General features: G+C 36.4%; 23 protein-coding genes and 2 pseudogenes. 6 read left to right on the forward strand and 19 right to left on the reverse strand.

Going from position 1 to position 24010, the window contains the following annotated elements; all coding sequences use genetic code 11:
• Positions 1 to 51: 51 nt before the first annotated feature.
• Positions 52 to 1365, reverse strand: coding sequence for an MFS transporter (locus AC4QJR_RS27815; protein WP_098576972.1), 1314 nt, complete (start codon positions 1363 to 1365; stop codon positions 52 to 54).
• A 1204-nt stretch (positions 1366 to 2569) separates the two neighbouring features.
• Here AC4QJR_RS27815 and AC4QJR_RS27820 point away from each other — a divergent pair.
• Positions 2570 to 2914 (forward strand): annotated as a pseudogene (locus AC4QJR_RS27820) (FCD domain-containing protein); the annotation flags it as partial.
• 159 nt (positions 2915 to 3073) lie between these two features.
• Here AC4QJR_RS27820 and istB (AC4QJR_RS27825) read toward each other — a convergent pair.
• Together istB (AC4QJR_RS27825) and istA (AC4QJR_RS27830) are read right to left on the reverse strand one after the other, a co-directional pair.
• Positions 3074 to 3832, reverse strand: a complete 759-nt coding sequence (istB, locus tag AC4QJR_RS27825; protein ID WP_496524312.1) for an IS21-like element helper ATPase IstB — start codon at positions 3830 to 3832, stop codon at positions 3074 to 3076.
• A complete protein-coding gene (gene istA / locus AC4QJR_RS27830; protein WP_496524313.1) occupies positions 3829 to 5358 on the reverse strand; it encodes an IS21 family transposase in 1530 nt (509 codons plus the stop codon). The genes istB (AC4QJR_RS27825) and istA (AC4QJR_RS27830) overlap by 4 nt, the downstream gene beginning before the upstream one ends.
• Before the next feature lie 63 nt (positions 5359 to 5421).
• Between istA (AC4QJR_RS27830) and AC4QJR_RS27835 the strand changes: the two genes are divergently transcribed.
• The gene (locus AC4QJR_RS27835) at positions 5422 to 5697 is read left to right on the forward strand and encodes a hypothetical protein (RefSeq protein WP_496524921.1); all 276 of its coding nucleotides are present in this window, start codon (positions 5422 to 5424) and stop codon (positions 5695 to 5697) included.
• 246 nt (positions 5698 to 5943) lie between these two features.
• On the opposite strand, the gene AC4QJR_RS27840 is transcribed toward AC4QJR_RS27835, so the two are convergent.
• The 3 genes from AC4QJR_RS27840 to AC4QJR_RS27850 form a co-directional block, all read right to left on the reverse strand.
• Complete coding sequence (locus tag AC4QJR_RS27840; protein ID WP_496524922.1) at positions 5944 to 6771, reverse strand: hypothetical protein; 828 nt, start codon at positions 6769 to 6771, stop codon at positions 5944 to 5946.
• 42 nt (positions 6772 to 6813) lie between these two features.
• Entirely contained in the window at positions 6814 to 6999 is a 186-nt protein-coding gene (locus AC4QJR_RS27845; protein WP_496524923.1) for a hypothetical protein, read from the reverse strand.
• Between the two features lie 86 nt (positions 7000 to 7085).
• Positions 7086 to 7709, reverse strand: coding sequence for an EcsC family protein (locus tag AC4QJR_RS27850; RefSeq protein ID WP_496524924.1), 624 nt, complete (start codon positions 7707 to 7709; stop codon positions 7086 to 7088).
• A 457-nt stretch (positions 7710 to 8166) separates the two neighbouring features.
• Here AC4QJR_RS27850 and istA (AC4QJR_RS27855) point away from each other — a divergent pair, with 457 nt between their 5' ends.
• On the forward strand, positions 8167 to 9726 hold the full coding sequence (gene istA / locus AC4QJR_RS27855) for an IS21 family transposase (protein WP_496524925.1): 1560 nt from the start codon (positions 8167 to 8169) through the stop codon (positions 9724 to 9726).
• Positions 9723 to 10487: an IS21-like element helper ATPase IstB gene (istB, locus tag AC4QJR_RS27860; protein WP_496524926.1), complete on the forward strand. Its 765-nt coding sequence runs from the start codon at positions 9723 to 9725 to the stop codon at positions 10485 to 10487. The genes istA (AC4QJR_RS27855) and istB (AC4QJR_RS27860) overlap by 4 nt, the downstream gene beginning before the upstream one ends.
• 13 nt (positions 10488 to 10500) lie before the next feature.
• On the opposite strand, the gene AC4QJR_RS27865 is transcribed toward istB (AC4QJR_RS27860), so the two are convergent.
• On the reverse strand, positions 10501 to 10761 hold the full coding sequence (locus AC4QJR_RS27865; protein WP_496524927.1) for a hypothetical protein: 261 nt from the start codon (positions 10759 to 10761) through the stop codon (positions 10501 to 10503).
• Positions 10762 to 11519: 758 nt separating this feature from the next.
• Positions 11520 to 11772: pseudogene (locus AC4QJR_RS27870) on the reverse strand (JAB domain-containing protein); the annotation flags it as partial.
• A 365-nt stretch (positions 11773 to 12137) separates the two neighbouring features.
• Between AC4QJR_RS27870 and AC4QJR_RS27875 the strand changes: the two are divergent.
• The gene (locus tag AC4QJR_RS27875; protein WP_496524928.1) at positions 12138 to 12914 is read left to right on the forward strand and encodes a sigma-70 family RNA polymerase sigma factor; all 777 of its coding nucleotides are present in this window, start codon (positions 12138 to 12140) and stop codon (positions 12912 to 12914) included.
• A 46-nt stretch (positions 12915 to 12960) separates the two neighbouring features.
• Here AC4QJR_RS27875 and AC4QJR_RS27880 read toward each other — a convergent pair whose 3' ends face one another.
• The 3 genes from AC4QJR_RS27880 to AC4QJR_RS27890 all read right to left on the reverse strand — a co-directional run bounded on the left by AC4QJR_RS27880 (position 12961) and on the right by AC4QJR_RS27890 (position 15352).
• On the reverse strand, positions 12961 to 13464 hold the full coding sequence (locus AC4QJR_RS27880) for an NUDIX hydrolase (RefSeq protein WP_496524929.1): 504 nt from the start codon (positions 13462 to 13464) through the stop codon (positions 12961 to 12963).
• A 56-nt stretch (positions 13465 to 13520) separates the two neighbouring features.
• Positions 13521 to 14183, reverse strand: coding sequence for a DNA-3-methyladenine glycosylase family protein (locus tag AC4QJR_RS27885; RefSeq protein ID WP_496524930.1), 663 nt, complete (start codon positions 14181 to 14183; stop codon positions 13521 to 13523).
• Positions 14184 to 14371: 188 nt separating this feature from the next.
• Entirely contained in the window at positions 14372 to 15352 is a 981-nt protein-coding gene (locus AC4QJR_RS27890; RefSeq protein ID WP_496524931.1) for a DNA adenine methylase, read from the reverse strand.
• 59 nt (positions 15353 to 15411) lie between these two features.
• On the opposite strand from AC4QJR_RS27890, the gene AC4QJR_RS27895 reads away from it, so the two are divergent.
• Positions 15412 to 16254 (forward strand): type II restriction endonuclease, encoded by an 843-nt coding sequence (locus tag AC4QJR_RS27895; protein WP_496524932.1) that lies wholly within the window; start codon positions 15412 to 15414, stop codon positions 16252 to 16254.
• A gap of 106 nt (positions 16255 to 16360) precedes the next feature.
• Here AC4QJR_RS27895 and AC4QJR_RS27900 read toward each other — a convergent pair whose 3' ends face one another.
• The 8 genes from AC4QJR_RS27900 to walK all read right to left on the reverse strand — a co-directional run bounded on the left by AC4QJR_RS27900 (position 16361) and on the right by walK (position 24010).
• Positions 16361 to 16789, reverse strand: a complete 429-nt coding sequence (locus AC4QJR_RS27900; RefSeq protein WP_496524933.1) for a hypothetical protein — start codon at positions 16787 to 16789, stop codon at positions 16361 to 16363.
• An 83-nt stretch (positions 16790 to 16872) separates the two neighbouring features.
• Positions 16873 to 17352 (reverse strand): 23S rRNA (pseudouridine(1915)-N(3))-methyltransferase RlmH, encoded by a 480-nt coding sequence (gene rlmH / locus AC4QJR_RS27905; RefSeq protein WP_144552028.1) that lies wholly within the window; start codon positions 17350 to 17352, stop codon positions 16873 to 16875.
• 100 nt (positions 17353 to 17452) lie between these two features.
• The gene (locus AC4QJR_RS27910) at positions 17453 to 17617 is read right to left on the reverse strand and encodes a CxxH/CxxC protein (RefSeq protein ID WP_373561756.1); all 165 of its coding nucleotides are present in this window, start codon (positions 17615 to 17617) and stop codon (positions 17453 to 17455) included.
• 145 nt (positions 17618 to 17762) lie between these two features.
• On the reverse strand, positions 17763 to 19010 hold the full coding sequence (locus tag AC4QJR_RS27915; protein WP_496524934.1) for a S1C family serine protease: 1248 nt from the start codon (positions 19008 to 19010) through the stop codon (positions 17763 to 17765).
• A gap of 266 nt (positions 19011 to 19276) precedes the next feature.
• Entirely contained in the window at positions 19277 to 20071 is a 795-nt protein-coding gene (locus AC4QJR_RS27920) for an exodeoxyribonuclease YycJ (protein WP_026568079.1), read from the reverse strand.
• Between the two features lie 6 nt (positions 20072 to 20077).
• The gene (locus AC4QJR_RS27925) at positions 20078 to 20878 is read right to left on the reverse strand and encodes a two-component system regulatory protein YycI (RefSeq protein WP_098576984.1); all 801 of its coding nucleotides are present in this window, start codon (positions 20876 to 20878) and stop codon (positions 20078 to 20080) included.
• Positions 20865 to 22187 (reverse strand): YycH family regulatory protein, encoded by a 1323-nt coding sequence (locus AC4QJR_RS27930; RefSeq protein WP_098576986.1) that lies wholly within the window; start codon positions 22185 to 22187, stop codon positions 20865 to 20867. The genes AC4QJR_RS27925 and AC4QJR_RS27930 overlap by 14 nt, the downstream gene beginning before the upstream one ends.
• A complete protein-coding gene (gene walK, locus AC4QJR_RS27935) occupies positions 22184 to 24010 on the reverse strand; it encodes a cell wall metabolism sensor histidine kinase WalK (protein WP_098576989.1) in 1827 nt (608 codons plus the stop codon). The genes AC4QJR_RS27930 and walK overlap by 4 nt, the downstream gene beginning before the upstream one ends.

Below are 24010 nucleotides of genomic sequence, written 5' to 3' on the forward strand. Positions count from 1 at the left end.
TCCTCGTACATTTTCGCTCAGGAAGAGAAGTATTGTCAACTGCAAATTTTATTAATTTCCGCTTGTCAGCTGTACACCTTTTGTTTCCGGTATAGCCAAAACAAGGAAGGCAGCGGCAAAGTAAGAAAGTGCTGCGGTTGTAATAACAACCGGATAGGAGAGTCCCCCCGCAAGGAGCTTAGGAATAATCACAATTCCCGCAATAGCTCCCACTCGTCCAAAGTTAAAACAGAAGCCTGCTGCGGTTGAGCGAATACTTGTTGGGAATAACTCAGAATACCAAGCCCCAAAGCCGCTGAAGTAGCCTGTAAAGAAACCAAGCAATGCTGAGATAAATCCCAGAATCATAACGTTTGAACCAGTTAAAATCAACTTTCCATCAGTTAACGGCATGTGGCTTGATACATACGTGAAGACTGGCACGATTACTGTCATTCCCAGGAAAAAGAACATAAACGATTTCCTGCGGCCGATTTTATCAGCCATGTAACCGTATACAATATACCCAATCATTGCCCCGACACCAGTCCAAATCAGGAAAACAGGAGCCATATCGATACGAATACCCAGCACTTTTTGAAGATATGTAGGGACAAATGTGAAAATAATCCAATATCCCAACATTCCAAGAACAGAAACAGCAAGTGCAAGTAAAGTAATTTTTAAGAATTCAGGTTTAAAAATTGTTCCGAGACTGGCTTTATTTGCATTGTTCTTGATAAAGTCGCGGTTTGCAATCCAAACTGGAGATTCTTTTACAAAGAAAGCAATATACAATACCGTAGCAAAGGCCGGAAAACTGGCAATCATGAAAAGATTTCTCCATGATTCAGGATCTGTTGGATTTAAAATGGACCAAGCGAAAATGGCGGCTAAAAGGTTTCCACCTGCCCAGCCCGTTTGCATGAAGGAGATTGCCTTTGCACGTTTCTCAGGTGCCCAAACCTCCGAAATCAGCGCTGCAGCTGCGGACCAAAGTCCACCGACAGCAATACCAACGATAAAACGATAAATATTTAACTGTACAACGCTATCAGCTAAACCACAAAGGAATGTTCCAATTCCGTAAGCCAAAACCGAAATCAAAAGCGTTTTCTTTCTTCCAATATGGTCAGAGATATTACCCAGGAAGTATCCGCCAATCCCTGTCGCTAAAAGGAACCAGGCAACAGTACCAACGACAGCACTAATATCTACTTTAAATGATGCGGAAATTGCCAAAATAACAAATCCAAAAATACCTGCGTCAAGTGCATCAAAAAGCCATCCCAGCCAGGATCCAAATAATGTTTTATATGCACCCTGCGGTTTTTGTGGCTGAATAGCCGGTTGTGAATTGGACTGTGCCAGTAAAGGTTTTGCCATAAAATGTTGCCCCCTGTGTTGAATAATGATTTGAGTGTTTGTAAATCATTTTCAATATGATTGTGCGTTTCTCTTTCTGCCTTTTTCCTGCTAAAGCATCAAAGATAGTTGAGGTTCTTTTATAAGAATTACTTTTCGAACATTCCCCTTAAATCCGCAATTCCTTAGGTAAGTAACTTTCCCGCTGCTAATTATGCCAGTTAAGGAGATTCGTTGACTATTGTTGGAAGCATCAAGTACTCTCTCATCGAAATCAATGTTCAATTAAACTCTTTGTTTCAAATCTCCTTTTACCCCCTAGCTTCGTTTGTTGCATCCAGGATTTTGTTCTATTATAACCCCAAAACGACTCCTTTCTATAAAATCAATTTGAAACCGATTTCAATTAACTGAATTTAATATAATACATTTTTTGTCGACGGTCAACAGTCATCATAATAAAAATAGAGTACTTTCTAAATTTTTTAAGATATTAGATTTCCTCTTCGAAACTATTCATTTACAATGAGTAGCAGATATTCACATTCTGTCCTATCCGAACTAACAGATTAAATAGTTTGTCTTTTTGTGGTGCCAGGCGATTGTCCTTCGACAAATCTCGGTGCGTGACAGGCACCAGCTGATCGTAAAAAATATTAAAGAAAATATTGACCCTTAATATTCAGAGTAATATGATTAGTTCGATAGTATACTGTCAACAGTAAACAGTATACAGTTTTATGTTAACAACTATTTACGTAATGAATTATGCACTGCTGCTTTATACCGAGGAGGTGTCGTATTTGAAAATTATAAAGCAAGAAAATTTACATGTTCAGGCTTACAATATTATTAAAAAATTAATTTTAGAAGGAGGCTTTAACAAGGGGAATGGCTAAAGGAAAGTAAACTTGCAGAACAAATTGGAGTAAGCCGCGGATCAATTAGGGAGGCAGTACGAATTCTCTCTCAAGAAGGTCTGTTGATCCAAAAGGACAGCCGATTGATGGTATTTAAACCGAGTTTCCAAAACTTGATTGAATTATACCAATGTCGTGAAACCATGGAATACTTAGCTGCCAAGCTGGCTGCCAAGCAAATTGCAAAAGCTGATTGAGGAACTCGCTTTGATTCTATATAAAACCAAAGAGGCAATTATTGGTGATAGAGAGCTTGTATCTCAAATGAATACCGAATTTCATGACAAAATTATACTGCATCAAAAAATAATGAACTTATTAATGTGCTTTCAACTATCAGGTCCAAGGTTTTCTTCATACGGAATAATGGTCATAAAGCATATTTTCGAGAAGACAACTTCATTGAAGAACATGAGCAAATTTACCAGATGATTCTTGCTGGAAATGAAACCAATGCAGAAATAGAGATGAAGCGTCATATTCAGACTGATGTTGAAAAGTATAAGACATTGTTCAAAAGGGACCTAGCCCGCTCGAAAATGAAGGCGCTTTCATCTAACGCAGTTGAGCTTATCAGGCTAGAAGTTACTTTAGATTTTGAAAGTAAGAATAAATTTAGGGGGAATTGTTATGCAAAATGCAGCAACTAGTCAAAGCCCGCTGTATTTGTCAATATTAATTTGAGCCAGAGCGATCACTTTAAAAGTGAGCCACTTCATTCTGAGTTATTTCCATATTTGATAGAGAAGTGGGAGTTTAGGGTATCTTGCCCCGAGGGGCAAGATACCCTAAACTCCTCGCACGCCAGCCTACTGGTCGGCCTCTTCCCTTTGTTTCATACTTTGTCTAAATCGATATGATTCTCCGTTTAGGAGGAGGATATGAGCCCTGTGGGTTAGCCGATCTAGAAGAGCAGCGGTCATCTTTTCATCTCCGAATATAGAGGTCCATTCTGTAAATTCTAGGTTCGTAGTTATCATGACGCTTGCCCGTTCGTACCGACCGGCAAAGAATTGGAATAAGAGCTCAGATCCTATTTTTGTGAACGGTACGTATCCAAGCTCGTCAATAATGATCAAATCAAATTTGAGCCACCTTTTTTCTAGTGCACCTAGCTTATGTTCTTCATGAGCCAGGAGAAGTTCTTCTACTAATTCTGCAGCCGAAACAAACTTAACTTTATAGCCATTTTTAATCATTTCAATGCCGAGCCCCGTAGCCAGATGCGACTTTCCAGTCCCACTGTTACCTAAAAATATTATGTTTTCCTTCTTTTCTACAAAATCTCCCTTTGATAGAGTCAAAAAACGATTCCTATTCAGACTTGGCATCAAACTAAAATCATAGCTATCTAGTGCTTTATGAACAGGAAAGGCTGCTTGTTTAAGCCTTCTTTGCCTTTGGTTATCTTCTCTAGACTCTGATTCAGCTTCTAGTAAAGCCAATAGAAATTCCTCATAGCTTAAGTTACGATCCTCAGCCTCTCTTGCGAGGGAACGATATTGTGCTGCGATAGTCGGAATCCGTAGTTGTTTAGTTAAGTGATCTAAAAGTAGTTCAGTTGTCATTTCCTTGTACCTCCTGTCAATTGACCATACTGTTCTATATTGGACTTGTTCACCTTGTAATCAAGGAGATTGACAGGTGTTTTATCCGTAGGAAGAGTACTGATTGGTATGTGCTGGTTTGTAAGCCTTTGTATGATTTCATGGACCTTCTCATAGCGAAAAACTTGCGTTTTCTCTGCTTCCGATAAGGCTTTCGTTAAATTGTCCATACCAATATCACGATGGAGGAGGAGAAGTCGAATGAACTTTCTATCACCTACAGATCCTTCCTGCTCTCGCATTTTCAAATGGAATCTCTTGAATACATCAGGGATCTCGTTTGAATGGAATGCGTGTGCGTCTCGGATTGCCCGTGGTTTTTTAAGTAATACTTCCAAATAATGATCAAGAACAGTAATCATCTGGTTGCGTTCATAAGACCGACTGTGTTCTGCGATCACTTGGTTTTGAGCCACTACGATTACACGGTCGACAAAAATTTTTGCCCATACAGATTGCCCTACATAGTTGCAGGGTACAGAATAACGATTGGTTTCCACTGTAATAAGGGAAGTTTTATTAACCTTGCATGATAAAAGCTTACAAGCTTCAAATCGGTTCTCAGGAAGAGGATGAAGATATTCCTTTTCCTTCTCCCACATTTCCAAGACAGTTTCTGATTTATTTGGGACGAGTGTCCTTCCGGCCTCTTTTAAACACCAATCCAAGAGATAGTCATTCAGTTCCTTTACAGAAAGAACTTCTGGTAAAGGTACCAAGGCATTTCTTCTTATGTATCCTACTGTACCTTCGACACGCCCTTTTTCGTTACCACTTGCAGGATTACAGAATTCTGCTTTAAACACGTAATGTGCTTGGAGCCCAATGAAAGATTCTTGTTCTAGCCGATCTCTTCCTTGGAGTATTTTTATTACAGCTGTTTTTAGATTATCCAGGAGACCCTCTGTAGGGACACCTCCTATGAATTCAAACGCATGGACAAAGCCATCCAGAAATGCTTCCTGTTTTTCATGAAGATACGCTCTTACATACCTCATTCGGCTTGCGGAGAGCTGAACGCAGAAGAGGAAAATACGTTGTTTTCGACCCTGTAGTATAATATCCGCCTCTCCCCAGTCGAATTGGAATTGGTGGCCGAGTTGAAAATCCAGAGGAATGAAGGCTTCCTGAATTTGTTGTCTGCGTTTGGCTACGATTTTACGAATGTTAGAGGCAGAGCCTTTAAAATCATATTCATCTTGTAATCTCTTAAAGATTTTTATAGCGGTATGCTTTTGTTTTCTCCAGTTCTTTTGATCTTCTTCCAACCATTGGTCAATGATTGGAATGACCCGTTTTGTTTCTGAAGAGTATTCCTTAGTTGCATAGACGGTTTTTCTTAAGACTGTGGTCGGTGCTGTATTGTTTTTTAGGTATTTGCTTACCGTGTTACGGGATATTCCAAGTTTTGTCGCTATTTGTCTTTGCGATAAACCTTCAACCTCTTTTAAGAATTTGATATTATGAAATTGAGCCATTTCGATCATCCTTTTCGTCCTCTCAAATGTAGTAAGTTTGGTCACTAACTATCATAAGAGAGGTTAATAGAATTGGAAATCATGTGGCTCATTTTTTATGTGATCAAATCGTATATATGTGGCTCAAATCTAGATTATCAAAAACACCCGCTTCTAAAACCAAGTTCGAATCATAAATCCGAATACTTAACTTTGTTTGGTACATGGGCAAGTTGGACGTTTGACGCAATGGATGCCGGAATTTTTTCATTTGTTATTCTATCTCTCGCACATTCCTTTAATGTTGATATTGGAAGTGTAGCTTCAACTGTTGCGTGGTTCTTACTGGCAACAGGTCTCGGTGGCTAACAGATGGTTTTTATGACCCATACCGAAAAGATCGATTTAATGCAAACTTGTTTCTTTAGAAAAACCACAGTGACAGTTCTCGCACCAATTAAAAAACAAGAAAAGGTCATCGAGGGCGATTGTCGATGACCCAACCCTGTTGGAAAAAGAAGAAATGGTATAGAATCCTTGGATTATTTTTTGCCAATTTACCAAAAACCTCATTTACTTATGATAAGGTTCAACGCAACGCATCTAAATGAGGTTTTAGGTTAAAAACTTTTTATTAAAACACCATTGCATCGATTTAATTATTAACTTTTCTCTTTCTCCATGTTTATTTCTCAAAGGGCCTTCATTATAAAACCAACTAGGATGATTAAAATGAATATTTTTCATTTTTCTTCTTATACTCCCATTTACAACATAATCAAAATCATAAATTCTCCCATGAGAATAATCATGATTTAAATGTTCTTGATATGGCTTTAAATCATAACTATCTATTAAGGTTCTAACGAATGGACCATTTTTTACTGGAGCCCATTTATAACCATTACATTCAACCAATCCTTGAAGAGCGGTATTTGCCCAATTGCCGCAAGAAATGATGAGCTGCAAATTATCTAAATTTATAATTTCCTCTTTAAAAAAATTGTAACTACAAATGCTTATACTATTATATCCGTTTGAATCCTTGAATCTTTCCAACTCATTCTTCACATCTGCTTTACATTTAACAGCATCCGTAACGTATATTTCTTTCATAATATCTGTACCAAGCTTCTTAGGAAATTGGGTTATTAGGCCTCTTTTTTTTAAGTTAATACATAGTTCTCTAAAATATAAGTAGTATTTACTTGGCCATGTTTCAAATCCATCTCGATTATATTTTGTCCATACTTCCGTATTAGAAAATCTGCCATCATTCCATTCCCTATCTACTTTTCCCCCAGGGTTCTGAAACAATAACATTACCTTGATTTTTGATTTATCTTCAACAGAATCATAGAATACTTTTTGCTCTCCACTTGGAAAAACACAATCAATGCAATTATATATTCTTTCAGATAAAGGTTTTAATTGGTTTTCCATAGCTTCCTCCCTTTGATTAAATTCTACCCCCTTCGTAGAAAGTTACCTATTTCTCCCGCCTGGTTGGAAATCATCTCTACACCATTTGATGAAGTTACTGGAATGGAGTAAATAAGTTCTAGCTGTACTTTCTGTCAAAAACCCTTTCTTTTTTGCCTCTTTTAATTCAGTTTCATAAATTGAAAATAATTTTTCCAACTCCTTATTAAATTCATAATTACCCTTCATTTTATCTCTCCTTCCTTTGAATTTATCCTAAAATTAATAAACAAGGAGAACCTTAAGTTCTCCTTTGCCACCTATACTATTAGCGCTTAAACAAATACCTTCTTAGCTGTCTTTCCAATAGTATTAGTTCCTATCCCATCAACAGCTCCTCCAATTACTCCACCAACTAGAGGTACTGCTTTTCCCAAATTAACAATTCCCTTTTGACCGAATTTCGTTACAAGTCTAAATCCAACTGCTTTATTTATTGCTTTAATTACTTCTCCAGGTATTTTTTTTATGGCTTCTTTAGCAAGAGATGTGCCAAATTTTAAACCAGCTTGTTTTAGAATATCTGTAGCAGCTTGTCCTGTTAAACATAAAAATACGAACGTTTTAACTTGGTCATCTTTTAAATCATAACCTCTCATATGAGCTATCGTAGCAATCATTCTAATTTGCACGTACATAACAGAAGCAACATTTGCTGGAATAGCTACTGGTAATGTAATTAGTCCACCTAATCCAGTTAGAAAACCACTTGTTGCTCCTTTAGCATTTTGCCAACGAATTAAACTATCTATAGCTTTCTCAACGGATGAATTCTTGCTTAAATAGCTTTCTGCTAACTCTGCCGCAGTATCTGTTCCTGGTAACCCATTAACTGCTTTTTCATATGCCCAATCTAATACTTGTGTCATTTTACTTTCAGTTAAACTACTGGTTGACAAAATAATCTCCCCTAAGTTGAAATTAGTATATCTTTTGAATAATAGGACAATTTACACTATTATTCTATCATAAAAGTAAAATAATCCAATATTTTTAACATATTAATCCAGTACATTATTACAAATTTACTAGTAAATTTGTAATAACGGGAGATTTAAAAGGTTGATAACGCCTAAAAATCCTGTCTACAGCAATAAATCAACATTAACTACATATCTCTCTTAATTTCTCAATTACTAAAATTCCAAGGTTTTCTTCAACACAATAAAAAAGCTGAATTTCTCCATGGTTTCTGAAACCCAACCTATAAAAATATAATTCACTTTCTACAATTGTAAGTGCTAGACTAAATTGAACAGTTTACGACAATTAAATTTGAACACTTATTTACTAAGATTGTTCTCCACCTTATGATAGATTTTTATACTTCTATGATTAGGCGGAGGAATTGAAAAGGTGGATAAGTTTGAAATGTATGTTGAAATTAGAGGAATGCTCAATCAGAAATACAGTATTTCTACTATCGCAAGGAAACTAAATATATCAAGAAATACGGTTTACAAGTATATTCGTAAATCACCAGAGGAAATGGCCGAGTGGACGGCATCGACAGTGACTAGAAGTAAGAAGTTAGACATTCATAAGGAATTAATCCTTCATTGGTTAAGAGAATTTCCAGATTTAACTGCAGCTCAAGTGCAAGACTGGCTTAAAGAGAAATATCCTGAATTCAAAGTTGGGGAAAGTACGGTAAGAAGCTATGTAAGGTGTCTTCGAGAGGATTTTCAAATTCCAAAAGAATCAAGTACTAGGGATTATCAAGCAGTCCCTGATCCTCCAATGGGTGAACAAATCCAAGCAGACTTTGGATTTAAAACGGTAAAGAACCGATTTGGTAAACCAGTTAAGTTAGTTTTTATTGTATTTGTCTTAGCACATTCCAGATACAAATACGTCGAATATCAAAATCGCCCTTTCACGACAAAGGATGTAATTTCAGCTCATAGGAATGCATTTAAGGAATTTGGGGGTGTTTCAAAAGAGATCTTGTATGACCAGGATCGACTAATTGTTGTATCTGAGAACGAGGGGGATATTTTACTCACCGAAGAGTTTCAACAATTTGTAAATGAAATTAAATTTGAAGTTAAACTCTGTAGAAAAGCTGATCCAGAAAGTAAAGGGAAAGTAGAAAATGCGGTTAAGTTTATCAAGAATAACTTCATTAATAATAGAATTTTTCATAACATTGATTCCTGGAACGAGCAGTCTCAGAAATGGTTAAAAAGAACAGGTAATGGCAAAATTCATAACGGCACAAAAAGAAGACCCGCCGATGTGTTTCTCCTCGAAAAGCAACACATGCGACAGGTCAACTCGCTAAATCATATTCACAAAACTAGTATAACAAGAAGTGTTCGAAAGGACAATACAATCCTATATCTCTCGAACAGATACTCTGTTCCGTTAGGAACATTTCAAAAGTATCCAGAAGTCCTTTATTATGTGACCGATGATAATAGGCTAGTAATCTATGTCCAGGAGTCAGGGGAAATACTGGCAACACATTGCATTAGCCCTGATAAAGGAAAACTCATTCAAAATAGATCCCATCAACGGGATAGATCGAAGGGAATAAAAGAGCTTATTGAAGTTGTTAGTGAACATTTTACAAATAAATCACAAGCTACTAAGTACCTGAATGAGTTACGAAATAGGTATCCTCGTTATATACGAGACCAGTTAAGCTTAATAAAAAAATGCATCGAATTAGGCTCATTAGAAGTAATAGATGAGGCACTAGCACTCTGTATGGAGAGGCAACTCTTTAGTGCGAATGACTTTCAAGATGTTGTATCCCTCTTTAAACGACAACGCCAAGTGAACAGTACAATCGCCAGCGATCAACAGATTGATACAGATTATAACGACATCGCTGAGTTAACACTAACAGATACTGAGGCAAACCAGCGTCCATTGGAAGATTATTACACTATCATGGAGAGTACAAAATGAAGCAGATAAAATATCTTCAAGATTCCCTCATTTCACTTCGGTTGGTGGAAACATCAAAAAAGCTCCCTTCTCTTCTCGAAGAAGCTGAAAAGGAGCAGCTTAGTTATATTGCTTTCCTGAACAATGTAGTGGAGTACGAGCGAAAAATGAGAGACGAGAAAAATATGGAAAAACGATTGAAACTCGCAGCATTCCCATGTATTACTCCGTTGGAGCAATTTAATTTAGATGAACAAGAATCCCTAAGCTTAAAACAGTTTAATCAATTAAAAGAATTAGCTTGGATTGAGCAGTTATTTAATCTTATTCTATTGGGACCGCCAGGTGTGGGAAAAACGCATATGGCGGTTGGCTTAGGATTAGAAGCGATTAAACGAGGTTACAAGGTCTCCTTTATAGCAATGGGAGACTTGGTTCATACCTTGAAAACTATGGACATTACGAGAAAATCCCAAACAAGGATTAAGAGAATTAAAGAATCACAATTAGTCATTATTGATGATTTGATGTACGCAGCGATGGATCCAAGGGAAGCTAATTTGTTTTTCCAATTGGTTAATGACCTGTATAACAATTCATCGATAATCCTTACTTCCAATCGCTCTCCAAAAGAGTGGACCGAACTACTGGGAGATGTAGGGGTAGCGACAGCTATATTGGATCGGCTCATCCATCGAGCAGAAATCGTTCATTTTAACGATTCAAGTTATAGGATGAAACATCGCGAGACAATTTTTAAAGAAGAAAGTGTTCAAAATTAATAAGCAAAATTGTTCAAATGTACTTGACGCTTACAACAATTCTTTCAATATATTCAATTTCCATTGGTTCCGCCAAAACCACTTCCACTTCTTCATCATTTTCAAAAATACAAATTGCTTGATTAGAATCTAATTTAAAATCTTCTATACTGTGTTCGTCATAGCAGTAATAGTCGTACAGCCCAGCAAATTCTTCCTCAAGATGACTTAAAAATTCTGGTGAAAAAGTACCCTTTAATAATTCTATATCTTTTTTCCCCTTTTTCAATTTCATGGCATTTTCCACCCTTTCTTACCCAGAACAGTATCGACTACTAAACAAGTAGCAATTCCTAAAAGAGTGCCGCTAACAAAATACATCATTCTTGGTTCCTCCTCTAATTTTTTAATGTTTCTTTGACCAAAATATAGATTGAGACACCAAACAAAAATCCCGCTTTAAACAAATCTACTGGTGAAATAACCATCACCCCCCTTCAAGTTAAATTGCAAAGCAAATATAAAAAGGGGAAGAGAAATCATCATCTGACGATTCCTCTTCCCCTTTTCTTGAAAAGTGCCTTACTACTTCGTTATTTAATTGTAATTGGATTGATTCAATTTCTCTATCCTCTCCAATTGTTATCTGCTTGATTAATAGATTAAGAAGCTGTTTTTTCTGTTCAGTCGTAATACATTTCTTATAACTTGATACAAAGTTTTTCATTATCTCACTAACCATACCAAAAGTAACTTCTTTTTGAATACCATTCCCTAATTCCAATTCCAGTGGAGTTAATCTATCTTCCATTAATCGTTTTTCTTCGTTTAGTTTATCAAGACGCTCTGATAGTTCACCTTTTTCAATTAAACCATCTTCATATAATCCAAAGACTTTATCCCTTTTAGATTGAATTGAACTAAGTGACTTTTTTAATGTTTCAAATTCCTTTAAAAGGGGAGCAGCCTTTTTGGAACTACCATTATTGATTTTTATGACAACATCCCTGATAAGCTTATCACTTCTTGCAAGACTCGCTACTTTGTCTAGTATTTCATTACCTCCCTGGGATGAACTATACTGACATTCAGGCTTCCAATTATGACAAACATTGATTGATACTGGCTGATTCTTCGTGTCGAGTGAAGCAACGATGAAATACTCCCGGTCTTTGTCCTCTAGAAAGAGTTTCATTAATTTAAATGCATCTTCTGGCGACCTCACTGAACGTTCCTTATAAAGTAGGCTTGACTCTTTAACCAATTTCAATGAAACTATTTTAATTCTCTTTGATGGTCGTTTCATCTAAGTTCCTCCCAATAAAAATTAAACCTCAATCCCTTTTATTGAATTGAGGTTTTTCTCATAAAAATAATATATATTCAAATTCTGTTTTATTACGAGTACTGACATCTCACTTTAACTCGATTAAAGTTCGAATTATATTCGGATCCGTTTTGATAATCCTTTAATAACACTGACGTATTTAATTAAGAACTATTTGATGTTAATCAAATATAAATTATTTGTGATTATCTCTATAACCATCATCGTCATATCACATATCAATCCTGGTTCTTGACCTCTTTACTATTTTACTGGTACCTTTTAATATAAATAATATTAAGAAGATAGTCATTTCAGTGACTGTATATTAAGGAGCTATTCCATTGGTTAATAGTAAAATGTCTAATGAACAGCTAGTATATAATTATAATAAAAGTAAATCAGAAAGTATTCTGGAGGAGATTCTCCAAAAGAACAAACCTTTTGTTATCAAGGTAGCTCGTACTTGTATGCCTAAAGAACGAAATGATTTGAACTATGATGACCTTATTCAGGTTGGATTTACTGCACTAATTGACGCAGTAAAGGGGTTTAATACCGAGCAATCGTATTCCAAATTTCTAAGTTACGCAAGTAATTTAATTATTTGGCGTATAAAAAGGGAGATTGGGAAAGTTTATAACCAATCAAATGGAATGGGTATCAATACCGTACACGATATTTTTAAGATGAACAAAACAAAGGAATTTCTAACACTTCAAACAGGAAAAGAACCGAGTAATGAGGAATTAGCTGAAAAATTAAGTATCCCTCTAACTAAACTAGAACTATTATTAAAAAAGGAAAGTAATCTGAAATCATTATCTTTGAATCAATCACTTGATAAAAATAATGATGAAGGCGATTTAAACCTCATAGGTTTAATTGAATCAAATTCATTGGAAAATTATTCAGATTGTATTGATTTGAAATTAGATATGCAAAATTCAATAAAGTCTCTTACAAAAAACGAAAAAAAGTATATAAATCTGTTTTTAAAGGATTATGACAACAGTCAGATAGCACGACAATTAAATGTATCTAAGCGAAGAATTTATCAAATAAGCAAGAGTGCATTTCAGAAGTTAAGACCCCAATTAGAGGATTATGACACTTTTTAAATATAGAACTTTGATTGATACAAAAAATAGTAAAAGCACACTTTAGTTATGCTTTCATTAAGCTAGCACTGTTATCATCTTCTATAATACATGAAGTTGAATAGTGGAGCATAACTCCGTTCTCATATATGAATTTGTGTTCTAATCCATATTCTTCATCTAACACTTTTGGTAAATACATTTGCAGATTACTAACAATTCCTTTATTACTCTGGTCCAAAATCCAATCAATTCTTCTCCAATCAAGTATTCCTTCCTCCATTTTTTTAGGAGTGACTAGATTAATCCCTTCAGGAATATCAGCGATAAATACATACATACCAGAATTTCCTCGATTACTTTCCCAAGTGACGTTTCCGACATATTCAACCTTTTTTAGTTCGATACCTGTTTCTTCAAATGTTTCTCTTATTACCCCATCATATGGGGATTCACCGTAATTAATTTTTCCCCCGACACCATTCCACAATCCCATATTGGGATTTTTTTCCCTATTTAGAAGTAGAATTTCATTGTCCTTTTTTATAAAGCAAATTGTATATTTTAACATGATAAACTCCTTATGTAATTATTGCCCATGTCCATAAATTTTTCGAACTATAAACTTTAATATATTATTGATTTGTATAGTTCATTTATATTTTTATAGTTTTTTATATAATTTCGATTAACTATTTCCCATAAATAAAGCGATGCAATTGTATTATAAGGTGACCAAAGCTCTCTATAAAATTCCCAACTAATATCTTCATTTCTGATTTGATATAGCCATGCTATAGCATTTCTTATACTGACATCCCCTGAGGATAGAACATTTTCTCTTCCTATGGAGAATATTAAAAACATTTCAGCAGTCCATATTCCAATTCCCTTTACTTGAGTAAGCATTCTTATCACGGTTTCATCATCTTGAGAGTCAAGTTCATCCAAGCACAATTCCCCTGATAATACTTTTTCTGTCAAATCTCTTATGTAGTTGTTTTTTTGCCTTGAAACACCACAACTACTTAATTCAATGTCGGTCATTGTACTAATAGTTACAGGAGTTATAGTTTTACACTGATTAATAACCCTAGATATTATTGTATTAGCTGCACTAAGAGATAATTGTTGTCCAATAATCTTTTTAACCAATGCTTCATAATAACCCTCTTGGAGATTTAGACTATATGAGCCAATAACTTTTATCAACTTACATAAGTTTTCATCAGCATTACAAAGATAATTAGTATATTTATCTCCAACGTTAATTACTAATTTATTATTCACTTTATCAAACCCCTCTTTTGAGAATTTACCAATAGATTTTTTTTTCTGTACGTATTTAAGAAACATTAGAGCAAAAATAAAAGGGAACAGGAGGTATCGGATCCGTTGGAGAACAATAACTTTAATTACCTTACAAAAAGTCAAAGAGCTAGTATTAAAAACTACTAGCCCTAACCAAACTTTATTAATTAAGCTAACTCAAACTCAAGTTGAGTCTCTATCTCATCAGCTTGCTCAACAGCTTGCTCATCAGTTGTCTCAATTATATTTTCTCTAATTCTTTCTGGAATATCTTCATCATTTCCTTCATAAACAAAGCCTTCTTTAACTACTAACGCTTCACTGATTTCATTTCTTAATTCTTCTGTTGGTCCCATATGATAAAAGTGTGCTTGAGTAACAACTTCTCCTGCCCAAAGGTTTAAATAATCATTAGTTCTATGTGCACTACTTGCCCACATTGACAATGCATACCCAGCTTCTGACTCTTGAGTAATTATTGCAAGGTCATTTGCTTCTTCCTCAGTCCACTGATTATAGTAATCAGCATGACGACCAATATAAGGAGGGTCAAGGTAAATAAAGTCGTTTGCATTTAAATTTGAAATTGTATCTCTCCAATCTTGGTGTACGAAGGTCCAGTCTTTACCCTCCATAATTGAAGCAACCCAAGCTACTTGATTTGCAATTTTTGTTATATATGCCTGTCTAAATCTTTCAGGTTTTTTACAAAAAGGAACATTAAATCCTCCTCTTCTGTTAAACCTCATTACTCCATTAAAACAAGCTCTTGATAAGAATAGGAAGTCTAAAGAATTAGGATTTTCATTGAATCTTCTCCGTACCTCGTAATAATAACTATCTTTGCTGGTATCTGTTTGACTTAACAGTTCTCCTTGTTCTTGAAGATATGTTCTAACAATTTCAGGAGTTAAAGAACCATTCTGAATATCTCTGTAAAAATTAATAATATGTGGATTACTATCTGCTATTAGTGCTCTTTCAGGTTGTACATTAAATAAAACAACTCCTGAACCCAAGAATGGTTCAACCCATCTACCTTCTCCATTCCATGATATATTTCTAGTTATAAAATTAATTAATTTTGTCTTAATCCCTTGGCACTTAATTGGTGGAACTTTTACATGATTTATTTGTAAAGGTAGCATTATATTCTCCTTTTTATGGTAATATATTCATTGACATATTATTAATTCGAGGTGATAAAATGGCAGGAACATTAAACCAACTTAATTTTATTGAAGAATTCTACAAAAAGGTAGCAGAATTAAATATTGACTGGAATGTAAAAGGACTAATTGGTAATAACTCTAAGGTCTATGCTATTGGCAGTGATTCCAAACTTTTAGGTAGAATATTTGAAATTATCTCTGCTCCGGTGATAAAGATAATAGCTGAAGAACACGGTTATATCGTAAGAATTCCAGAAAAACAAAATACCTATCCTGATTTTACCCTAATGAAAAGCGAAAATGATACTGAAAAAATTGCCATCGATGTTAAAACCACTTATAAAGAAGGTAATAAAAGACTTGGATACACTCTTGGCTCTTTTACGTCTTACCTTCGTAATAATACAAAAAATATTGAATTTCCTTATAATCAGTACAAAGAGCATTATGTAATTGGATTTATTTATGAACGTAACAATGCAGCTGAAGAGGGCCAGATTACAACCTATGATGAAATTTCAACTCTTGATGCGCCCTATTCCAATGTAGAGTTTTTTGTACAAAAGAAAATTAATATAACAGGACAAAAGAAAGGTAGTGGTAATACAGATAATATTGGTTCAATATCTGTTAGAAGTCTTGATGAATTAAAAAACGCAAATGGACCTTTTGCCAGCTTACCTGAAAGCCTTTATCTTCACTATTGGAGAAACTACCCTAAGTATACTCAAAGCAATAAACATTACATTGATTTAGCATCTTATTTCGAATGGTTAGAAAAGATTATTGAAGAGGAAAGGGACCCTACACTAGTCGCTGAAGCACAGGAAGTTTATCAATATAAAAAAGGTTATCAGGATTGGGAAGACAAACACTAAATATTAATAACCAAGGACAGATTCTTTTAGAAACTGTCCTTTTTAAATGGTAATTTCAAGTTTTCCCCTTCAAAACCGACCTTTAGTTCCCATCCATAGAGATTCGTTAAAGTTTATCCTCGATTCGTTGCAGTGTTTTTAAAATTTCAATAAGTGTATCTTCAATTTTATTTTTATTTTGTATAGGGTCAGCAATAAGTATATTTGAAGAATTCCGAGTTTGATTTGGGATACTCTGCAAGCCCACACTAAAAGCCATGTCCCAAGTAGTATGATTTCTCTTTTTATTTACCCTTATTTCTTCAAACAATTTAACATGTTCCTCTGAAAACTGTTGCCGATTTCCTATTAAGCCTTGTTTTCTTAAGTACTTTTTAAAAAGGCGTACGTTCCCAATTTTATCGTTTACTATCTTCATAAATTCTTCATCAGTATACTTATAAATAGTTTCATCCTCCCATGCAACATCAATAAAACTTATGTTGCGTTTTATTGATGTTATTATAAGTTTAATATACCATTTATTAATGGTCAATAATTAAATCAAACATTTGTTCCCCGAATTTCAGAATACAAAAAAGAGCAGTCCTAAAAAGGCTACTCTTCAAAAAACCTCATTTACTTATGATAAGGCTCACCGCGATTAATCCGAAAGGCTCGATAAATCTGCTCGACGAGGATGAGCCTCATCAATTGGTGGGGGAAGGTCATCCGTGAAAAGGAAAGTTGTTCATTCGATCGTTTAATCACTTCCTCACTCAACCCCAGCGATCCGCCAATCACGAAGGCGATTTTACTTTTTCCATAGGTTGCAAGTTTATCTAGTGAATCCGCTAGTTCTTCGGATGATCCTAACTTACCTTGAATCGCTAGTGCAATGACATATGTATCTTGGCTAATCTTTGCCAAAATTCGTTCGCCTTCTTTTTGCTTTACTTGGACCATTTCTAACTCACTTAATACTTCTGGTGCTTTTTCATCAGGAACTTCAATCACGTCGACCTTTGCATAAGCCGTCAGCCGTTTTAGATATTCCTCAATACCCTGCTTTAAATATTTCTCTTTTAATTTGCCAACCGTAATAATCGAGATATTCACAATCCACAGCCCTTTTCACTTTATTACAAACAGTTTACAAACAAGATATCCACAGAAGTTATCCACATATTCACATTTTTTATCCACATCTTGTATGGAATCACTTGTTCGCCACAACATATGTAGCTTGATTTTGACAATATTCACAGTGTGTTGATAAGTTATCCCCATCTATTTTCGACAAAACTGGAAATGTCTCAAATTCATCCACAATATCATCTAAGGCAATATCCACATGTTCCTCACAGCTATAAATCATTTTCATCCGTCAACCTTTCTTACAGTTATTATTTACTTTTATTGTTTGCACGATAATCGACTGTCATACAAGATCCCTCAATAACTTATACATAATACCACAATTAAAAACAGGAAAGTGACTAGTTCACCTTCCTGTTTTTTATCAAACATTATTGAGTTGTATCAGCTGATAAAGTTAGAGTCGTTTGCTTCAACTTTCCATCGCGGTAAAATTTAATCTTCAATTGCTCACCGATTTTCTTTTTCTGGTACAAATGTTTCCGAAGATCAATGACATCATTTATTTTTTCCCCATCCATCTCAACAATGACATCTAATTCTTGTAAACCGGCTTGCGCCGCTGGCGAATTCGGTACCACTTGTCTTAAGGCGACTCCATAATTGATATTTCGAGGCAATTTCAATGCTTCTTCTTGGTAGTAGGCAGGAATTTCAGAGACTGACTTTAAATCAACACCCATGTATGGACGCTTAACAGATCCAAACCTTTCAAGGTCATCAATGATCGGCCGTGCCGAGTTAATCGGAATCGATAAACCAATTCCTTCTACAGCATTTTGGGCAATCTTCATGGAGTTAATTCCAACAAGCTGGCCCGCAATATTAATCAGTGCCCCGCCGCTATTACCAGGATTGATTGCTGCATCTGTTTGCAGTACTTCTGCATTCCAGTCAATGATCCCATCTTGATTAATATCAACAGGAATCGTCCGCTTTAGTCCAGAGATAATACCTTGGGTGACTGACCCTGAGAAGGTCGCACCAAGTGGATTTCCGATGGCAATGACCGGTTCACCTATTTTTAAACGATCGGAATCACCAAATTCAGCTACCTTTTTAATCTTGGCCGCATCAACCTCAAGTACTGCTAAATCGGTCCATACATCACTGCCGAGCAGTTTAGCAGGAATTTTTGTCCCATCACTAAAGCTTACCTCTAGCTTTGCTGCTCCTTCAACTACATGGTGATTCGTCACAACGTAAGCCTTTCCTCCTGCTTTCTTGTAGACCACACCTGAGCCCGTTCCGGCTGCTTCTTCTTGTGTAGGCGCTTCTTCATCAGACCAAAAGTTTGATGACTGGATATTATTAATTCCGACAACGGCATCGGCAGCCTTATCAACTGCTTTCGTAGTGTTTGTGTTCACATCATAGGAAATCTGTTTTTGAGTGAAATTCTGATTCTGATTATTATTATTGGTCGTTGATTCTACAGCATTGTTTTGATTTGTTTCAATTTGATAGGGAAGAATTCCACGATTTGATAGGGCAGGGATAGAAATAACAACTAGAATGGCTCCAAGGATGGCCCCAACGATACTGGCAAGGAAAACCCCGCCTCTATTTCCTTTCCGTTCCCTGAAGCGGTTTTGTGAATGATCATCATAATAACCCACTTTACACCATTCCTCACTTTCCGAAAGATTCCTACCGTTTATTTTGGCTTATAATTACAATTATACTCGCTCTTCTTTAAATTACTAATTAATTACTATGTATTAATAAAAACTTACTACTTTGTTCATAATTTTTTAATAAATCGGCTGTGTTGAACTAGTCTGTTGATTTCCGTTCCAGGATTCTTGCACCTTCTGCTCCAATCAACATGGTGCCATAAAAAAACGAAGTACCTGTCATAAGGTACCTCGTTTTTTTAACTAGATTACACAGCTGTTAATGCTGTTGGGATTTTCGGGTCTGTGTCGTAGAGTCCGAATTGTTCACCGACAATCAGCCCTCGCTCTTGAAGGGTTTGGGAAACTGCCATTTTGGCTAAGTCCTTCATGTTATTGTCCATGCTTAAATGGGCAAGATAAATTCGCTTGGTTTGATCGCCAATGACATCACTCATTGCTAAAGCTGCATCCTCATTAGAAACATGGCCGACATCACTTAATATCCTGCGTTTAATATTCCATGGATATCTGCCCATCCGTAGCATCTGCACATCATGGTTGGATTCAAAAATATAAACATCGGCATTCGAAATGGTGCCCTTCATTCGGTCGCTAACATATCCTGTGTCCGTGATAAGAACGAGTTTTTTCCCAGAATGGTGGAATACGTAAAACATAGGCTCCGCCGCATCATGGGAAACCCCGAATGACTCAATATCAACAGAACCAAAACTCTTCACTGTTTCCATATTAAAAACAAATTTTTGTTCCGTTGGAATGGCACCGACTGAACTTTCCATGGCCCGCCATGTTTTTTCATTCGCATACACAGGCAAATGGTATTTACGAGCAAGAATCCCAATCCCTTTAATATGGTCACTGTGTTCATGCGTTACAAATATTCCGGAAAGCTTACTAATATCGCGATCGATTTGTCCAAAAAGTGCCTCCATTTGCTTGCCGCTAAATCCCGCATCCACAAGAAACGAATGCTCATCAGACTCTACATATAGAGCGTTTCCTGTACTGCCGCTTGCAAGAATGCTATAACTTAAAGACATACAATTTCACTCCACTTTACTTTTTTCATCGCTATTAAATTGAATAATCTGCCCTTCAAATGCGTTCACAAATAGACTCTCCTTGCCATTGACCTCAAAGCGCCATGTGGGCGCTAATACTTGGGAAGCTGCCAACTGAATGAGTGTGGAATAGCCAAGTTCAATCGTGGTGATATTGCTCTTCGACTTCAACATCCCCTTCTGATGTAAGGTTTCAATCGCCTTTAACGGCGCCAAAATCTCTTCCTTGGCCGTTAACTTTTCCATCTCCACCAGGTAGGTTTGATCATAGGAGACAATTTGGTTCTTATCACCAATTTTAAATGTAATCATCCCATTTATATTTTTAAATAAAGGGACACCGTCTGACGTCTGGTAGTAGGTGATGGATTGTTCCTTGTCACTTTTCTCGCCAAATTGATAATCCTCACCAAAAAGGACATTGTCATTCATAAAAGTAGATAACTCAGCGGGTTCAAACTTTGCCTTGATTTTAATCGGCTTTTCTAGTGTGACATGGAGCGTGGTCGTTCCTATACCCCTTATGTCCTCAGATTTTCCTTTCAGCTTATCCGTATCAACTTGAGTAAACACCTTGGGCTTGGCACTAAGATACTGGGCTTTAATCGGATCCTTAGGAAAGTCTTTATACGTGATTTCGTCTGCTTTTAACTTTTCTTCAAATGAGGCCTCAGAAATGACTTCATATTTATTAGCATCACGTATTTTCATGAATTGATATAAGAGATACACATCTAAGATTAAGAAAGTGATAATAAAAATAGTTTTTATCTTACTCCAATCCATGCTGTGATCCTCCTAGGTCTTCCATCGTAATCTGTCCCCATGATTTATCATAGCGATAGAACCAGGCGGGTTCTAAGACAATTAGTTTATTCTCCTTTGAATCCCGTTCCATCCGATAGCCTAAGATCATATCCTCAAGCAGGCTCGGCTTAAAATTCTTTTTGTTTTGTAAAAATTTCAAAGCATCATGTCCTGAAGGACGGGTCACCTTTACCATCTCTGTGGTTAAAGGGAGCTCTAAGGCTATGTTTGGGCGAATATACTTATTGATCTCATCGCGTCCCCAAACCTCACTAATTTCAGTCATGCCATTTCCATTAAAGACAGGGTAGCCTTCCATACTATATAAGCGGAAGGTGACAGTATGGGTATATTCATTTTTATCAACATAGCGATAAGGGTCTGTCCAACCTCCATGTTGATTGACAAAATCAATGCTTCGTTTCACTAACTCATAAGAAGTGTTGATAAAGTTCTCTTCTACAGTCGGATTGACGTACCTGAGGAGATTACTTTCAAAATTCACCGTCATTTTACTAGAATCGTTTGTGTACTCCTCACCTGATGGGACAAAACTCTTTTGGACAAAACTAGGGTCGCTAAAAAGCGCTTCTTTGAATTCTTCAGAATCAAGGGTAACAGGCAAATATTTATAGGTCATCATCTCTGTGACCGCCTCGGGCAGGAAAATAGTCCGTTTTTCAGATGCTTGATAAGCAAAATAACGCGGATATTTTGCTGCCTTCAAATAAAAATTACGGTTAAACTCATTTAAATTTGCAGAAGAGATGTGACTAATATAAACTTGTTCGCTCTCGGTGGAAACAAAATAGACAATCCCATTTTCCTTTGCGGAATTCTCTGTATTAATAATGATTCGATTGAAGTTGAAGGCAGGTATCTTTTTTCCTTCAATATTTAATACACTGCGATATAACTCAATCGGGACATCACCTGGAAAAATAATTTCCGTTTTACCTCTGTCATGGATTAATTCCTTGATGTCTTTGACCTCATTCGTATACTTTTTCACATCAAAGAAAGTCCAACTGCTGAGTTCCTTAATCACCTTGTCCATTTCATCTGTGTTTTTGGTCCCGTAATGCTTGCCTTTGAAATGGTAAAGAAGCTGGTCAGGTCTGACAATTTTTTGAACCCCTTGTTTTTCACTTAACGAGACCTCTTTTACATAGTCGTTGCTTTTCATCGTTTCATAATTCGGTTGGTACGTCCAAAGGTTCCAAGTTAGCAAAATACTGACCATAACTAGTACGATTAGAATTCCTGATTTAATATTCTCGTATCTCATGACCATTCATCCTCTTCAGAACGTTCATATGGGAGTGAAAAGGAGATTCTTGTTCCCTTTCCTTCCTCACTTGTTGCCCAGATTGCCCCGCCATGAGCATTGACCATTTCCTTAGCAATCGCCAAACCTAGGCCTGTGCCGCCTAATTTCCGCGTTCTCGCTTTATCCACACGATAAAAACGGTCAAAGATATTTTTAATATTCTCTTTTGGAATTCCAACCCCTTGGTCTGAAATGCTCACAATAATTTTATCGTCCATCTCTTTCATCGAAAAAGTGACTTGGCCGCCTTCTGGCGAGTACTTTAACGCATTGGAAATAATATTGTATAAAACCTGTGTCATTTTATCTTCATCCACTTCAACAAAGATCGCATGCTTTGGCAGCTTTCGCTTAAAGGTAACATTTTGCTCCTTTGCCATTTCAAACCTGTCAATAATGCGGTCAAAGAAATCAACAAAGTTAACCCACTCAATCGTCAATCGATAATCCGTACTATCCATTTTTGAAAGCTGGAGCAGGTCATTCACTAGACGAATCATTCGTTCTGTTTCAGTCCGCGTCACTTCTAAAAAGTTCGGAGCAATCTCCTCATCCCGCCAGGCTCCATCTGCGAGCGCCTCTAAGTAACTCCTCATCGTTGTCAGCGGTGTCCGCAGCTCATGGGATACATTGGCGACAAACTCTCTCCGTTCCGCATCAATTTTTTCTTGGTCGGTAATATCATGCAGAACGGCAATTAAACCATTGACAAAGCCTGTCTCTTTTTGAATTACGGAGAAATTGGCACGCAGAAAATACCGTTCCTTTTTCGTACTATAATCTAAAATAATGGAATCCTTTTCTTCCAATAAGTCTTCAAAGGAATTCGTATCATCTAAATCTAATAACTCTACAATGGGCTGGGTCAGCACTGTTTCACGTGAAACATTCAGCATTTCCGCCGCCGGTTCATTAATTAAGATCACTCGGCCTTTACGGTCAGTGGCGATTACACCATCGGTCATATAGGACAAAACAGTGGAAAGCTTTCTTCGTTCCCCTTCTGTCATCGCCTGTGCTTCCTGCAGTTTCTTCGTTAAATTATTAAAGGTAATCGCCAGTGTCCCTATTTCATCATTGCCATAGACCTTAACTTTTCTTGAAAAATTCCCCTTGGTCATCGCGATCGCCTGCTTCTTCATATCAGCAATCGGCCTAGTGATCGTTTGTGCTAACAATATACCCAGCAATGCGGTAATAGATAGAGCAATCGCCGTACCCGTAGCAAAAATCTTATTGATTGTTTTCATTTGCTCAAAGACATTCTCAATTTTAGCTACCAAATAAATGGCACCGATAACCTTTTTCCCCGACTTAATTGGTGTTGAGAGGACCCATATCCGATGTCCTGTTTGTTTATCGATATTAATGGAACTTTGGTCCTCTTCTAAAACCATAGATTGCTTCACTTGAAGTTTAGTGGTTCGTTGACCAACCACTCCTTGGTTACTAGGATGGGAGGTCCCAAGGATTTTTAGGGAGCCATTTTCAACTACCTGAACTTCTGAAATATCACCTGCACCAAAATCCCTAAGGATTTTCTTGATATCTTCTTCGAGTGTTGGATCTTCAGGCGTTCTCTCCTTCTCCATTTCCTCGACAATATTATAGGCCAGCAATTCAACCCGCTGTTTTAACGATGTTTGGAAGTTGGTCCGTAAGGTTTCCTCCAACTGTTTGACAAAATAAACACCGATAATTTGCATCGCCACTAATATAAGGAGGACATAGATGATAACGAACTTTACGTGTATAGAGCGAAAGAAACCAACCTTCTTCAT

This window comes from Neobacillus sp. BP17 (assembly GCF_059579525.1).